Below are 15,245 nucleotides of genomic sequence, written 5' to 3'. Positions count from 1 at the left end.
CAGCGCACTCGGCACTCGCGGAGAGAAACCCCTCACCCGTCTTCGCTTCGCGAAGCCACCCTCTCCCACAAGGGGAGAGGGAAGAAAGAAGCAGGAGGGCGTCCATTTGACTCGACCGTTCGAAGGCGTGAAGATTCTCGACTTCACGCAGGTGCTGGCTGGCCCTTATGCGAGCTACCAGCTCGCGCTGCTCGGCGCCGACGTCATCAAGGTGGAGCGGCGCGAAGGCGAGGACATGCGCCGCACGCCGCTGAGCCGCGAATGGGCCGAGCGCGGGCTAGCGCCGGGCTGGCAGGCGATCAACGGCAACAAGCGCAGCCTCACCTTGGATTTGCAGAAGCCGGAGGCGATCGCCATCGTCAAGCAGCTCGTAACCCAAGCCGACGTGGTGATGGAGAACTTTCGCCCCGGCGTGATGGACAAGCTCGGCATCGGCTACGCCGCGCTTTCGGCGATCAATCCGCGGCTGATCTATTGCGCCATCTCGGGCTTCGGCCAGACCGGCCCGGAACGGCTGGGCGCCGGCTATGACGGCAAGATCCAGGCTCTCTCAGGCATCATGTCCATCACCGGCCACGTCGAGACCGGGCCGACGCGCGCGGGCTTTGCGATCTGCGACGTCCTGTCAGGCTCCACCGCTGCCTTCGGCGTATCGAGCGCGCTGTTCCAGCGCACCCATACCGGTAAGGGGCAAATGGTCGATGTCTCCATGCTGGAGGCGACGCTGGCGTTCCTGTCCGGGCAGGTCGCAGACTACTCGGTTGCCGGCCATCGCCAGCAGCTCTCCGGCAACCAGGCGGTGAGCCGCCGGCCCACCGCCAACCTGTTCAAGGCCGGCGACGGCTATCTGCTGTTGGCCGTCAACAGCGAAAAGCAATACATCGCATTGATGACTGCGCTTGGCCGTGCCGATGCGCTGGAAGATCCCCGCTTCGTCGACTGGTTCGCCCGCCAGGAGAACGAGAAGGCGTTGCGCGCCGTCATCGAGGAGGCGCTCTCGAAAAAGGACCCGCGCGAGTGGGAAAAGATCCTGGAGGCCGCGGGCGCGCCCTGTGCCAGCATCTGGAAGGTCGAGGAAGTCATCGATCACCCGCAGATCGCCGCGCGCGGCGCCATTCAGGAGATCGATACGCCCTATGGACGCCTGCGCTTTGCCGGCAGCGGGTTCCAGCTCGCCCATGGCGGCGGCCGCCTCGACCGCATGGCGCCCGCGCTCAGCGCCCACACCGAGGAGGTGCTGGCCTCGCTCGGCTATGACGCGGAGGCGATCGCGGAACTGCGCGCACGCGAGGTCGTCTAGCGGTGGCGGGGCAGGGGCATCTGCACCCTGTCCCGTTTTGGGTGGGCTCGCGCATGGCGACCTTGCGCCAAGGCGCTTTTATCGAGAGAGCTCACCGTCTAAAAGACGCCTTTCCCGCTTCCCAAAGGACAGATCATGCCCGCCTACCGCTCCCGAACCACGACCCACGGCCGCAACATGGCGGGCGCCCGCGGCCTCTGGCGCGCCACCGGCATGAAGAACGAGGACTTTGGCAAGCCGATCATTGCCGTGGTCAATTCCTTCACCCAGTTCGTGCCCGGCCACGTGCACCTGAAGGATCTCGGCCAGCTCGTCGCGCGCGAAATCGAAACGGCCGGCGGCGTCGCCAAGGAATTCAACACCATCGCGGTCGATGACGGCATCGCCATGGGCCATGACGGCATGCTCTACAGCCTGCCGTCGCGCGAGATCATCGCCGACAGCGTCGAGTACATGGTCAACGCGCATTGCGCCGACGCCATGGTATGCATCTCGAACTGCGACAAGATCACGCCCGGCATGCTGATGGCCGCATTGCGGATCAACATCCCGACCGTGTTCGTCTCGGGCGGCCCGATGGAGTCGGGCAAGGTCAACATCAAGGGCAAGCTCCGCGCGGTCGACCTGATCGACGCCATGGTCGCCGCCGCCGACAGCAATGTCAGCGACGCCGATGTGGAAGTGATCGAGCGCTCGGCCTGTCCGACCTGCGGCTCGTGCTCGGGCATGTTCACGGCCAATTCAATGAACTGCCTCACCGAGGCGCTGGGCCTCGCGCTGCCGGGCAATGGCTCGGTGCTGGCGACGCATGCCGACCGCAAGGGCTTGTTCGTCGAGGCCGGGCATCTGATCGTCGATCTGGCGCGGCGCTACTACGAGCAGGACGACGAGACTGCGCTGCCGCGCAACATCGCAAACTTCAAGGCATTCGAGAACGCGATGACGCTCGACATCGCCATGGGCGGCTCGACCAACACCGTGCTGCATCTGCTGGCGGCAGCCTATGAAGGGCAGGTGCCGTTCACGATGCAGGATATCGACCGCCTGTCGCGGCGGGTGCCGGTGCTATGCAAGGTGGCGCCGTCGGTGCCGGACGTGCACATGGAGGACGTTCACCGCGCCGGCGGCATCATGGCCATCCTCGGCGAGCTCGACCGCGCCGGCCTGCTCAACCGCGGCCTGCCGATGGTTCACAGCAAGTCGCTGGAAGATGCGCTGAGCCGCTGGGATATCAAGCAGACCAGGAGTGAGAGCGTCCGCAAATTCTTCATGGCCGCGCCCGGCAATGTGCCCACGCAGGTGGCGTTCAGCCAGGAGCGCCGGTTCGAAGAGCTCGATACCGACCGCGCCACAGGCTGCGTCCGCGACGCCGAGCATGCCTATTCGAAAGACGGCGGCCTCGCAGTGCTGTCAGGCAATCTCGCGCTCGATGGCTGCATCGTGAAGACCGCGGGCGTCGATGAGAGCATTTTGAAGTTCGAGGGACCGGCACGGGTGTTCGAAAGTCAGGACGCCGCAGTCGAAGGAATTCTCGGCAACAAGATCAAGGCCGGCGATGTCGTCGTGGTCCGCTATGAAGGCCCGCGCGGTGGCCCCGGCATGCAGGAGATGCTCTATCCGACCAGCTACCTCAAATCGAAGGGCCTTGGAAAAGTCTGTGCACTGGTCACCGATGGCCGCTTCTCCGGCGGCTCGTCAGGCCTGTCGATCGGGCATCTCTCGCCGGAAGCCGCCGAAGGCGGGTTGATCGGCCTGGTGGAAGAGGGCGACCTTATCAAGATCGACATCCCCGCGCGTTCGATCAGCCTCGTGGTCGATGACGGCACGCTGGCAAAGCGCCGCGAAGCCATGCTGGCCCGCGGCGCGGAGGCGTGGAAGCCCGCCAAGAAGCGCAGCCGCAAGGTGACGATGGCGCTCAAGGCCTACGCGGCGCTGACCACCAGTGCGGCCCGCGGCGCGGTGCGCGTCGTTCCAGAATGAGCATGGCTGTGCTCGCTGCGTGTTGGCCCGCTGGGCCAGCACCTTGACGCCAATCATGAGGTCGCGGAGCGAGCGGTACTCAAACCGATCAACTTGTCTCTCGCACTTCCGTTTTTATGTGCTAGGATTGCCGCATCCGCACGGTGAGCCGTAAGCCGCCGTGCTGCCTCGTTACGATGGCAACGAGCGCGCTCAATCCCCGTCGAGTGACTTGCTACGCGCTCTTGCGCAGGGAGCCATCATGCCTCACTTCCTTTCACGCCTTCTGATGATCCTGTTTGGGACGATTGCCGTCAGCGGAGTTCACGCGCAAGAGACCCCAACAATCGCTGCCGCGTCGGACCTCAAGTTTGCACTTGAGGAGGTCGCCGCCAAATTCAAAGCCGAGACTCACCAGGAGGTGCGACTCAACTTTGGTTCATCGGGCAACTTCACGCGACAGTTGCAACAGGGTGCGCCATTCGAAATGTTTATGTCGGCTGACGAAGGTTTTGTTTTTCAGCTCGCCGACGCAGGCAAGACAATGGATCGTGGCACCCTCTACGCAGAGGGCCGCATTGTGCTCTTCGTTCCGAGGGGCTCTCCCGTCAGGGCAGACGGCCAGCTCGATGACGTTCGCGCAGCAATCGTAGACGGTCGCATGCAGAAATTTGCAATTGCTAATCCCGAGCACGCTCCCTACGGCCGCGCCGCCGAACAGGCGTTGAGAAACCGAGGTCTGTGGGATGTGATCAAGCCAAAGCTCGTGTTGGGCGAGAACGTTTCACAAGCCGCACAGTTCGCGACGTCGGGGGCATCGCAAGGCGGCATCTTCGCCTATTCGCTCGCACTTGCGCCGGCTGTCAGCTCGCTCGGCTCATTTGTTCTAATTCCTGCCGAATGGCATCAGCCGTTGCGACAGCGGATGGTCTTGATGAACAACGCGACCCCTGTAGCCAAGGAATTTTATCGCTACGTCCAGATGCCAGCAGCCCGTGTAATATTCCGCAAGTTTGGGTTCATCCTGCCCGGTGAAGCGTCCTAGATATGGATTGGTCGGCCCTTGCTGTATCGCTCAAACTGGGAGCTTTGACGGTGCTCGTCCTTCTGCCGTTGGGGATCGTCTGCGGCCGGGCACTCGCCTTCAATCGATTCCAGGGCAAGGGTTTTGTTGAGGCATTGTTGGCGTTGCCGCTGGTCTTGCCGCCGACCGTTCTTGGCTACTATCTGTTGGTGGCCTTTGGCGGTAATTCTCCCTTGGGACAGCTCTGGCAAGGCATCAGCGGTCATCCGCTCGCATTCAGCTTCGAAGGCCTGTTACTTGCTTCGTTGATCGCAAACATTCCCTTCGTCGTGCAGCCTATGCAACGAGGGTTCGAGGCTATTGCGGTCGAGATACGAGAAGCCGCCGCCTGTTCGGGGCTTTCGCCATGGCGAGTATTTCTCACGATCGATCTTCCGCTGGCTTGGCCGGGAATCGTGACCGGTATGGTGCTCGCATTCGCCCATACGCTCGGGGAGTTCGGAGTAGTGCTCATGGTCGGGGGCAATATCACGGGCGAGACCAGAACTGTTGCGGTTGCCATCTACGATCGAGTTCAGGCATTCGATAACAACTCAGCGGGTATCATGTCGGTGTTGCTGCTTGCGCTCTCGTTACTTGCGCTTTCGCTCACTTACTTTCTATCTGCTCGGATCGGACGTCGCTATGCGTGACAGCGGATTGCAAGTTCGGTTGCGTCAGGAGGGGCCGATCCCCCTTGATGTAGAGTTCTCTTGTGCGCCAAATCAGCTACTCGCCTTGGTGGGGCCGTCGGGGGCCGGCAAGACCACAGTTCTTCGTTCAATCGCCGGTCTCTACAAGCCTCGCGAGGGACGTGTTAGTTGCCAAGGCAATGTTTGGTTTGATGCTGCGAACGGCGTGCATGTCCAGCCGCACGAGCGTCCGGTTGGTTTGGTGTTTCAGGGCTACGCCCTGTTCCCGCATATGACCGTGCTTCGAAATGTGGCTACCGCGCTGGGACGGAGCCCGAAGGCGGAGCGAGACGCGAGAGCGCAAGACCTGCTGTCTCTTGTGCACCTTAAAGGATTCGATGAGCGATATCCCGCTTCGTTGTCTGGAGGAGAACAGCAGCGCGTGGCCGTTGCTCGCGCACTGGCACGTAGTCCTGCAGTGTTGCTTATGGACGAGCCCTTCTCCGCTGTTGATCGTCGCACCCGACGCAAGCTTCGCGACGAACTCGCGGAGCTACGAAAGGTCATGCAAATCCCGATCGTTATGGTCACACATGACCTGGATGAAGCGGCAGCCTTGGCGGATCGAATGTGCGTCATCGACAAGGGCGAAACCCTGCAAGTCGGGACGCCCGCAGAACTGATGAAAGCCCCCGCGAACCAACGAGTAGTTGAGGCGCTAGACCTTTCAGATCAGGCGGTGGAGCGAATCATTACTCGCTCGACTGGATCGCAGTCGAGGTAAAGGTGGCTCAGGCACAGGTTTTGAAGCCGCTGGCCTGTCAATGGTGATGCTGACGCTTGTGACCCCCGCCGTAACCGCGCAATTCCGCATACTTCGTCATCTGCGCCGGCGTCAAAATGCTTCCGGTCGACAAATGATACTTCAAATGGGTCTCGCGCAGTATCCCCTGCGTCGCCGCAACGGCCGCCGTGGACGCCTTCAGGCTTTCCGGCGTGACGGTTCGGCTTGCAAACTGCCTGTCCAGCTCGGCCTCCTGTTCGATCAGCTTCGAGCCCAGCGGCATCGCCTCGTCCTTCATCGCATCGAACAGGCGTTGCATGCTGGCGCGTTGATCGGCCGTAAGGTTGAGCTTGTCGGCAAGTTCAAGGACGTGTGACGGACCCGGATAGCCGTTCAGCTCGGCGGCGAGCGCCAGACCCATGCCGCGGCCGGCGTTGAGGTCTGCGATCTGCTGATCGGAAAGCGCCTTGATCGAACGGCCTTGCATCCCGGCATATGGAGTTTGTGCGTGTACGCTGGTGACGAAGGCAATCGAAGCAATCAGGGGCCAAATCTTCATCATCATTCTCCTGCAGAGTTGATTTGTGGTCAGGGCTTTGCGTCCGGCGCGTGCAATACGGTTTTGCAGACCGGCGGCAGCTCAGCCATCGTCATCGGCGGCTTCGGCTTCGGCGGCACCTTGGGCGGCTTCGGATGCAGCACCGCATCGCTGAACCAGTAGGCGAGATCGCCGGTGCTGCAGCCTTCGCCGTCGTTCGGTTCCGGCTGGCTTTCGCATTCGCCGGCGCCGGGCGGGCATCTCATGCGGATGTGGAAGTGATAGTCATGGCCGTACATCGGCCGCACCTTGTGCAGCCAGTATCGATCGCCTTTGGCCTCGCGGCACAGCGCCTTCTTGATCGCGGCATTGACGAAGATGCGTTGCACACTGGGCTCCAGCGCGGCGGCGCGGATCACCGCAAGATGCGTCGGCGTCCAGGCGTGCGGATCGATGTCGAGCCGGTCGGCGCGCACCATCATCACGGCCGACATCTCCTCGCGCTCGTTGCGCGACAATTGTCGGCCCGGCATCGGCGTCAGCCAGATGTCGGCGTCGAGCCCGACCTGATGGCTGGCGTGTCCGGTAAACATCGGCCCGCCGCGCGGCTGCGACATGTCGCCGACCAGTATGCCCGGCCAGCCGGCATCCTTGCGCGCTCTTGCGGCGAGCCGCTTGACCAGCGCGACCAGGTCGGGATGGCCCCAGTAGCGATTGCGCGATAGCCGCATCACCTGCCAATTGTCGCCGTTGATCGGCAACCCTTCCGCGCCCGCGATGCAGCCATGGGCATAGAACCCGTGCACCCGCGTCGGCATCGCCGCCGGCAGCATCTTGCGGCCGAACAGCTCCTTGGCGGCGATGTTGGGATCGTTCGGGTTGGCCAGCGGCGGCAGCGGTTTTGGATGGACCGTGCCCTTGTCCTGCGCCCATGCGCTCGCGACGCTAGCGGCGATCATCAAGGTCAGAAGGGGGATCAGAATCAGGCGAGGTGTCATCGGATCACTCTATTCACGAAAAACGTAGCATGAAATTGGCAATGGGAGACAGGCGCTGCAACCGCTATTGCGGCGTTGTTTGCCCTGTTCCGGCGCACCGGTTCGCGCAACACGCGCATCGGGATCAACTAGAGCATGATCCGGAAAAGTGGGTACCGGTTTTCCCTCGCGACAAACGCGGAACGCGTTTGCGCGGAGATCATGCGCAAATCAAAGAGATAGAGTGGGGACACCCCCTCGTTGGTGACCCCGCTCCAGCTTCCATTTCCGGCTCTTGTTATCCGCGCGCTCGCAAGGCTAGCCGGATGGCCCGCTCAACCGGCGAATAATCGCCGTCCGCTCGATCGAGCCTGAACGGCTGAGACGGGTGCAGCGGCGGCTGCGCCATGAAACGCGGCGCGGATCCCCGGTGCATTTGCGCGGCGTGAACGAGGAACGGGTGGCACAGATAGACCGTGCCGGCATCGCCGGTCGCCTGCATCTCGGGCCGGCCGCTTCCCATTTCGTCCAGCCTGAAATGCGACATGCCGGCCTCGCCCGCCGGTTCGAGAAAGCGCGCCATGTCCAGATGCGAGCCCGGCCTTATTCGGGTGGGCGCGTCGGCTTCCCCCACATCGGAGAACAGGAACAGCATCAGCAGCGCACGTCCGCGCGACGTCACATTGACCCGCCATGCGGAGTAATCATTGCTGTCGATGGGTTTGTCTTCGCCGGGGAAGCTCAGATCGACATGCCAGCCGGCGTCGCCGGGATCGTGCGGACTCGGAAATCGCACGGGGAAGGTGCCGAGGTCGGCTCGCGGCCACCAGCGTCCCTTTCCGACGAACTGGTCGAAGGCCGTATGAAGCAGCGGGCTGTTGACGGCTTTCCTGAAGGGGTCGTCGCTGTAATAGCCGAGGTGGACCACCGGCCGCGTCCAGGTTGCGGGGTCGTCGGGGTCGCAGGGCAGATCGCGCCACAGGGTGGCGCGACCCTGCTCGGCAAGCTCGCGCGGAAAGGCGCGATCGATCCGGACGAAGCCGTCTTGAATGAATTGCTCGATCTGCGCGTCGCTGAGCGCGCGCGCTGGTTTGCTGGTAGGCATGAGAATCCTCTTAATCGCTGGGCAAACGACCGTGGCCTGCGCGAAGCAGGAGCGGCCGGGCTATTTCTGTCGGAAACTTCCGCCCGCCTGAGCGGGCAACGCGGTCAGCGCGCGGGAAAGAAGACAGAAGCGATATGGGAGGTACGGATCATCATGGCATGCATAATCTAGCACGTGCACGGCGGCGTTCAACCGGCACGCGGCGGATCGAGATCAACTAAGGCCGCGACTACTGCAGCTCGATATTGGCCGACTTGATCACCGCCGCCCATCGGTCGACTTCCTCGCGCATGTATTTGGACGATTTGTCGACCGAGCCGCCAAAAATGACGGCGGACAGCTTCTTGAGTTGTTCCTGCACCGCGGGCTGGCGTAACGCCTCGTTCACATCGGCATTGATCTTGTCGACGATGTTTTTCGGAGTCTTGGGCGGCGCCACGATGCCGTACCAGGCGACCGCTTCAAAACCCGGAAGCGTTTCGGCCATCGTCGGCACATTCGGTAGCGCCGGCAGACGATCGGATGAGGCCACCGCGAGCAGTTTCAGCTTGCCGGCCTGAACCAGCGCCAGTGAGACGCCGAGATTGTCGAACATGACGTCGACGTCGCCGGCGACGAGACCCTGCAGCGCCGGCGCCGAACCGCGATACGGAATGTGCCGCAACGTCACCTTTGCCATCAGCTGAAACAGCTCCGAGCTCAGATGCGAGGTCGTGCCGTTGCCTTGCGTGGCGCAGATGGTCTTGTCGGAATTGCCCTTCAGGTATTCGATCAACTCGGGCACGCTCGATGCCTTGATGCTGTCCGGATTGACGATCAGCGCATTTGGCACCTGGGCCATGACGATGACAGGCTCGAACTTCGTCGGATCGTAGCCGAGCTTGGGATACAAATTGTGATTGATCACGAGCGGCGGCGGCGCTGACGAGAGCAGGGTGTAGCCGTCGGGCGCCGAATGGTAGACCTGTTCGGCGCCGATGTTTCCGGCGGCGCCGGTGCGGTTCTCGATGACCACGGGCTGGCTCCATTTGCGTGACAGCCAGTCGGCGACGATCCGTGGAATCGCGTCGGCCGTTCCTCCGGCCGGAAACGGAACGACGATTTTTACGGGACGGTCCGGGTAATCACCAGCCAGCGCCGGTGTGTGACCAGGTGCGGAGAAGGCCAGAAGCAGCGTCAGTATCGTCAATTTACGGCGGACGGGAAGCAAAGCTGGTGTAAGGCCGCGCATTCCAAACTCCTCCCGCTGCCGTTTTGCTCCGTCCAGCCTGAGCCGTCGGCGCTTGGTGTTTGCAGCAAGGAAGGATAGCTTGAACGAGCAAGCTTCCGAAGCATTTTTTGCGTGGGACGATGACGCAGCCGCGGCTCACTGTTGTGATCATTGGAGGCGGAATTGGCGGGCTCTTCGCCGCGAACGCGCTGATCGCCCGCGGCTTCGATGTTTCCGTCTATGAGCAGGCACCCGCGCTCGGCGAGGTCGGAGCAGGGGTCTTTCTGACGCCGAATAGCGTGCGGCAATTGCAGCGCGTGGGTCTTGGACCTCAGGTGGAACGACGGGGCGCCAGGGTCGGCCACGGTTCTCACTATTTTCGCCACGACGGCGCGCCGATAGCCCCGGTCCAGGTGACGGATTCTGCCGGCTGGAACGCCACCTTCGGCATGCATCGCGCCGACCTCGTCGAGATGCTGTCGGGCGCATTGCCATCAGGCGTGGTGCGCACCGGACATCGCGGCACGGGCTTTGAGCAGGCCGGCGAGGTCGCGCGTGTGTCATTCGCCAACGGTGCGGTGGCCGAAGGCGATGTCGTCATCGCGGCCGATGGCATTCACTCCGAACTCCGGCCCTATGCCGCCCCGCCGTCGCGGCCGGTCTTCCACGGGTCCGTCGCCTATCGCGGCGTGCTGCCGCATGCGCGCATTCCGCACTGGCCGACCGATTGCTGGCAGATGTGGCTCGGCAAGGGAAAACATTTCCTCAGCTTTCCGGTGCGATCGGGCGAACTCATCAACTATGTCGGCTTCGTGCCGGCCGATGCGGAAATGAAGGAATCCTGGTCGGCGCCCGGAGATCCCGATGTGCTGCGCCGCGAGTTTTGGGGATGGGACCCGCGCATCGCAACCCTGCTGAGCCAGGTTGAAACGACATTCCGATGGGCGCTGTACGACCGCGAGCCGCTGCCGAGTTGGACGCGTGGCCGCTTGACGCTGCTCGGCGACGCCGCGCACCCGATGCTGCCGCATCTCGGCCAGGGCGCCAACCAGTCGATCGAGGACGGCATGGCGCTGGCGACAATTCTGGCGCTGACCTCGCGCGCCGGCGTACCGGCGGCGCTGCTTGCGTATGAGCGGCTGCGACGCGAGCGCGTGGCGGCGGTTCAGCGCGGTGCGCGCGAGAACGGCATGCGCTACGACTCCTCCTATGCCGATCTTGGCGTTCGCGATGCCGAGATATCGGCGCATGCGGCGTTTCGCAGGCGGCTTTACGATCACGACGTCGTGCCCGAAGCGCAAGCCGCGGCGGCTGCTTTGGGTTGAACGGGCGTTATGCCGCCACCGCTCTTAACCGCGCGATAACCCTGTCGATCGTTGACATATACTCATGCGCACGCACGGCGTTTCGCGCATTCCTTGTGCATCGGGGATGGCGTCGCACGCATGCCGCGCGAGCGCGACGATTTTGCCCTGTTAACTTGCGATTTTCGTCAAAAGCGATACACGCAGAGCGTGCGTCCGCCTTTCCGGCGGGCAATGAATGCGGGCGCGCATAAGCCCTTTATGCGGCAAGAGATACCTTTTTTTCAGACACTTTTCTGCAAACATCACCCGCAGTAATGCGCGGGGTAGACCTGGCGATGTCGACGAAGAAGCGAAGAACTCTAGGGAAGCCCAAGCAGGCGGCGATTGTCCGCTTTCGCGGTCGTCCGGCAAAACCCGTGCCCAAGCCATCAGCCAAACGCGAGCGTCGCCCGTCCGCCGCGACCGGCGGGATCGCGCGCAAGCGCGCCGAGGTCGACGCAGCGCTTGCCGAGGCGCGCAAATCGCACGAGCGCTTGTGCGAGGCGATCGACATCCTGCCGCAGGGCGTCGTGTTTCTCGATGCCGAAGGCCGCTATATTCTCTGGAACAAGAAATATGCGGAGATGTACCGCCGCAGTTCGGACCTGTTCAAGCCGGGCGCGCGGCTGGAGGATACGATCCGCCTCGGCGTCGCGCGCGGCGACTACCCGGAAGCGATCGGCCGCGAGGAAGAATGGATCGCCGCGCGGCTCAAGAAGATGTACCAGCCGGGCGCGCGGCATGAGCAGACGCTGGCCGATGGCCGCGTCATCCTGATCGAAGAGCGCCTGACCGAGGATGGCGGCATCATCGGCCTGCGCGTCGATATCACCGAATTGAAGCAGCGCGAGGCTTCGTTCCGGCTGCTGTTCGACAGCAATCCGGTTCCGATGATCGTCTGCGCGCTGGGTGACGAACGCATTCTCGCCGTCAACGACGCTGCGATCCAGCACTACGGTTACAGCCGCGGCGAATTCGAGAAGCTGACGATCCGCAGCCTGCAGGCCTTCGACGCCGAACTGCCATGGACCGGCGACGCGCGCGCGGCGCGAACCTGGAAGCACGTCAGGGCCGACGGTGCGCTGATCGATCTGGCGATCTATTCGCGCCAGCTCGTTTACGGCGATCGGCCTGCGGCCCTGCTGGCGCTGATGGACACCACCGAACGCAAGCGCGCCGAGGCGCGGCTGACTTTCATGGCCCAGCACGACGGCCTGACGGGACTGCCGAACCGCAATTTGCTGCGTCAGCAGATGGACGACATCCTGCTGCGCACACGCCGCAACGCCGAGCAGGTGGCGGTGCTCGTGCTCGGCCTCGACCATTTCAAGGCGGTCAACGATACGCTCGGCCACGGCATCGGCGACAAGCTCCTGCGCGGCGTCGGCAAACGATTGCGATCGATGCTGCGCGACGACGATGCGCTGGCCCGGCTCAACTCCGACGAATTCGCAATCGTCCAGAGCGGGGTGACGCGGCCTGAAGATGCGGCGTTCCTGGCGAGGCGCCTGCTGGACGCCATCGGCGATCCCTATCTTCTGGACGGGCATTCGGTCGTGGTCGGCGCCAGCGTCGGCATTGCGATGTCGCCCGGCGACGGCGATGAATCCGAGAAGCTTTTGAAGAACGCCGACCTCGCATTGTCGCGCGCCAAGAACGATTCGCGCGGCACATTCTCGTTCTTTGAGGCCGGAATGGACGCGCGCGCACAGTCCCGCCGCAAGATCGAAACCGAGCTGCGCGAGGCCGTCCAGGGCGATACGCTGCGGCCCTATTACCAGCCGCTGGTCGATCTTGCGAGTGGGCGCATCACCGGCTTCGAGGCGCTGGTGCGTTGGCCGCATCCCGAGCGCGGCATGATCTCGCCGGCCGAATTCATCCCCGTTGCGGAGGAAACCGGACTGATCAACGCCGTCGGCGGTTTGATGCTGCGCCGCGCCTGCACGGATGCGGCGCAATGGCCCGACGATGTCCATGTCGCGGTCAACCTGTCGCCGCTGCAGTTCCGTCTCGGCAATCTCTTGTCACTGGTAACGGATACGCTGAAGCAGTCCGGCCTGCCGGCGAGGCGCCTGGAGCTCGAGATCACGGAGACGCTGCTCCTGGAAAAGAGCAGCGAGGTGCTGGCGACGCTGCATGCGCTGCGCGCGCTCGGCGTTCGGATCTCGATGGACGATTTCGGCACCGGCTATTCAAGCCTGAGCTATCTGCGCAGCTTTCCGTTCGACAAGATCAAGATCGACCAATCCTTCGTGCGCGACCTCGCTGCCAACCCCGACGCGCAGGCGATCGTGCGTTCGATCATCAGCCTCGGCAAGGGCCTGGGCGTCACCATCACGGCGGAAGGCGTCGAGACCGAAGCCGAAGTAAACTGCCTGCGCAACGAGGGATGCCACGAGGGGCAGGGCTTTCTGTTCAGCCGCGCGCGGCCGAATGCGGAGATCGTGAGCATGTTGAAGACGCAAGGCAACTGGAGTTCGCCGGCAGGTGCGGCGCTGGTTGCGTGAAGCTGGCGCGACTCTGCGCGACCGTCATGACGAAGCGTAGCCCGGATGGAGCGAAGCGAAATCCGGGGCCGTCACGCACCGGACGGACTGTCCCGGATTGCGCTTCGCTCCATCCGGGCTACGGGCTACGCGTGTCTATTGGCCGCCTTCCGCTTCCTCGCGTGATACGTCAGCGCCAGCGCGACGCAGTGGCGCAGCGCCGCCTCGGGCAGCTTCTCGCCGGCGTCGAGCAGAATGCTGCGGTTGCCGCCATAGCGCAGTTCCGGATAGAGCTCGCGGAAGGTCTCGACCAGATCGGTCTGGCAGTGGAAATAGACCGCGTATTGGCCCGCTTCCGCCTTTACCTGGTCGATCCGGATCGTGCTGCCGCTCTTGCTCTCGGCCGTGAGATAGCTCGGCTGCCCCCATTTCAGCGCTTCCTGGAGGGGGCCGACGCCCTTGGTCGCCTTTGCGGTGTCGAAGATCAGCCGGCGCAGCGCCAGCAATTTGGATTTCACCGGTTGGGGATAGGCCTCGAAGACGGCTTCGATCGTGGGACTCGGGCCGCCCCCGGGCTTCTTTGCGACGCTCTTCTTCATCGCATGGTCGGCGGCGTATCGAGATGGCCTGACAGGATCGCCTTGCCGGCGTCCTCGTAATGCACGTCGCGGCCCTGGATCTGCTGCGCGATTGCATGCATGTCGCGAAAGCGGCGCTCGAACTTGTTGGCGTTGAATACGGCGGTGGCGCCGGCCATGTGATAGGCGGTGTCGACCACGGCGGCCGATTGATGGATGGTCCAGGTGGTGGCGATGCGAAGGGCTATGCGATGCGCTTCGGTGGTGGCCTCACCGCGCGAAAGGTCCCGCCAGACTTCGGCCGCGGTCGCGTAGAGATAGGCCCGCGCCGCGCGCAAGGCCGCCTCGGTGCGGCCGATCAATCCCTGCACGGCATTGTTGTCGCGCATCGCCTGCTGCGCCTGCGGGGTCTTGGCGCGGGCAAGGTCGATCGCCGCGTCGAGCGTGGCGCGGGCGACGCCGAGCGAGGTTGCCGCAAAGCCCATGCCGAACACCATGTTGGTGGAGAGCTTGTACAGCGGCCCGTCTTCCCGCCGGGCCTGCGGTTCGTCGCGAAGTGCGGCGAATTTTTCGGGTATGAAGAGATTGTCGACCGAATAGGAATCGGTGCCGGTGCCGCGCAGCCCGATCACGTCCCAGACGTCGTACATCGTGGCGCTGGTCACCGGAAAAAGGATGGTGCGGATCTCCGGCGAACCATCCGGCTTGCGCCGCGGCGTGCCATCGGCCTCGACGACGCGGACATGGGCGCCCAGCCAGCTTGCCTGCCGCGATCCGGAGGCAAAATCCCAACGCGCGCTCGCCTTGTAGCCGCCCGGAACCGCCTGCACTTCATGGTTGATCGCGCCCCAGGCGAGAATGCCGGGCGCGACATTGAAGATCTCGTTGGCCGCATCGGGATCGAGATAGGCGGCAGTCATGGCGCAGACGCTGCACTGGCCAAGGCACCACGCGGTTGAGGCATCGGCCTTGGCGATCTCCTCCTGCATCTGCATGAACGCTTCCAGCGAAGCCTCGATGCCGCCAAAACTCTTCGGCAGCAGCGCGCGGTAAAGCCCGTTCTCGGTCAGCGCCTGTGTCACCGCTGATGTCAGCCGCCGCGTCCGCTCGATTTCGTCGGCGTCGCGAGCGATCAGCGGCGCGAGTGCCCGCGCGCGTTCGACCAGGTCGATGCCGGGAGGCTTGTTCATGCTTCCTCGCGTTTTCTTGTTCTTCGGAGCAACAGTGATGGTGGCCCATCCGCCGCCGCCGATCAAGGCGGCGTGGA

The 15,245-nt window shown here is 63.5% G+C and carries 13 protein-coding genes; 7 read left to right on the top strand and 6 right to left on the bottom strand.

Annotation, left to right across the window (positions count from 1 at the left end; genetic code table 11):
- Positions 1 to 106 precede the first annotated feature (106 nt).
- The 5 genes from C7G61_RS01880 to C7G61_RS01860 all read left to right on the top strand — a co-directional run bounded on the left by C7G61_RS01880 (position 107) and on the right by C7G61_RS01860 (position 5,738).
- Complete coding sequence (locus C7G61_RS01880) at positions 107 to 1,300, top strand: CaiB/BaiF CoA transferase family protein (RefSeq protein WP_108512357.1); 1,194 nt, start codon at positions 107 to 109, stop codon at positions 1,298 to 1,300.
- 135 nt (positions 1,301 to 1,435) lie between these two features.
- Positions 1,436 to 3,280, top strand: a complete 1,845-nt coding sequence (ilvD, locus tag C7G61_RS01875) for a dihydroxy-acid dehydratase (protein WP_108512356.1) — start codon at positions 1,436 to 1,438, stop codon at positions 3,278 to 3,280.
- Between the two features lie 241 nt (positions 3,281 to 3,521).
- Positions 3,522 to 4,304, top strand: coding sequence for a molybdate ABC transporter substrate-binding protein (gene modA, locus C7G61_RS01870; RefSeq protein WP_108512355.1), 783 nt, complete (start codon positions 3,522 to 3,524; stop codon positions 4,302 to 4,304).
- A gap of 2 nt (positions 4,305 to 4,306) precedes the next feature.
- Complete coding sequence (modB, locus tag C7G61_RS01865) at positions 4,307 to 4,975, top strand: molybdate ABC transporter permease subunit (protein WP_108512354.1); 669 nt, start codon at positions 4,307 to 4,309, stop codon at positions 4,973 to 4,975.
- Positions 4,968 to 5,738 (top strand): ABC transporter ATP-binding protein, encoded by a 771-nt coding sequence (locus tag C7G61_RS01860; protein WP_108512353.1) that lies wholly within the window; start codon positions 4,968 to 4,970, stop codon positions 5,736 to 5,738. Before modB ends, C7G61_RS01860 begins: the two co-directional genes overlap by 8 nt.
- Positions 5,739 to 5,775: 37 nt before the next feature.
- Here C7G61_RS01860 and C7G61_RS01855 read toward each other — a convergent pair whose 3' ends face one another.
- From C7G61_RS01855 to C7G61_RS01840, 4 genes are all read right to left on the bottom strand, one after another.
- Complete coding sequence (locus tag C7G61_RS01855; RefSeq protein ID WP_244608094.1) at positions 5,776 to 6,297, bottom strand: Spy/CpxP family protein refolding chaperone; 522 nt, start codon at positions 6,295 to 6,297, stop codon at positions 5,776 to 5,778.
- A 29-nt stretch (positions 6,298 to 6,326) separates the two neighbouring features.
- Entirely contained in the window at positions 6,327 to 7,274 is a 948-nt protein-coding gene (mepA, locus tag C7G61_RS01850) for a penicillin-insensitive murein endopeptidase (protein ID WP_108512351.1), read from the bottom strand.
- A 277-nt stretch (positions 7,275 to 7,551) separates the two neighbouring features.
- On the bottom strand, positions 7,552 to 8,358 hold the full coding sequence (locus C7G61_RS01845) for a phytanoyl-CoA dioxygenase family protein (RefSeq protein WP_108512350.1): 807 nt from the start codon (positions 8,356 to 8,358) through the stop codon (positions 7,552 to 7,554).
- 229 nt (positions 8,359 to 8,587) lie between these two features.
- The gene (locus C7G61_RS01840) at positions 8,588 to 9,589 is read right to left on the bottom strand and encodes a Bug family tripartite tricarboxylate transporter substrate binding protein (protein WP_108512349.1); all 1,002 of its coding nucleotides are present in this window, start codon (positions 9,587 to 9,589) and stop codon (positions 8,588 to 8,590) included.
- 119 nt (positions 9,590 to 9,708) lie between these two features.
- Here C7G61_RS01840 and C7G61_RS01835 point away from each other — a divergent pair, with 119 nt between their 5' ends.
- Both C7G61_RS01835 and C7G61_RS01830 read left to right on the top strand, forming a co-directional pair.
- Positions 9,709 to 10,893: an FAD-dependent monooxygenase gene (locus tag C7G61_RS01835; RefSeq protein ID WP_108512348.1), complete on the top strand. Its 1,185-nt coding sequence runs from the start codon at positions 9,709 to 9,711 to the stop codon at positions 10,891 to 10,893.
- 317 nt (positions 10,894 to 11,210) lie between these two features.
- Positions 11,211 to 13,421, top strand: a complete 2,211-nt coding sequence (locus C7G61_RS01830) for a putative bifunctional diguanylate cyclase/phosphodiesterase (protein WP_108512800.1) — start codon at positions 11,211 to 11,213, stop codon at positions 13,419 to 13,421.
- A 125-nt stretch (positions 13,422 to 13,546) separates the two neighbouring features.
- On the opposite strand, the gene C7G61_RS01825 is transcribed toward C7G61_RS01830, so the two are convergent.
- The gene (locus C7G61_RS01825; RefSeq protein ID WP_108512347.1) at positions 13,547 to 13,999 is read right to left on the bottom strand and encodes a DUF1801 domain-containing protein; all 453 of its coding nucleotides are present in this window, start codon (positions 13,997 to 13,999) and stop codon (positions 13,547 to 13,549) included.
- Entirely contained in the window at positions 13,996 to 15,168 is a 1,173-nt protein-coding gene (locus C7G61_RS01820) for an acyl-CoA dehydrogenase family protein (protein WP_108512799.1), read from the bottom strand. Before C7G61_RS01820 ends, C7G61_RS01825 begins: the two co-directional genes overlap by 4 nt.
- Between the last annotated feature and the right edge of the window lie 77 nt (positions 15,169 to 15,245).

It is taken from the genome of Bradyrhizobium algeriense (assembly GCF_003062295.1).
GTDB classification, from domain to species: Bacteria; Pseudomonadota; Alphaproteobacteria; order Rhizobiales; family Xanthobacteraceae; genus Bradyrhizobium; species Bradyrhizobium algeriense.
This window is presented reverse-complemented; position numbering and strand designations above follow the sequence as displayed.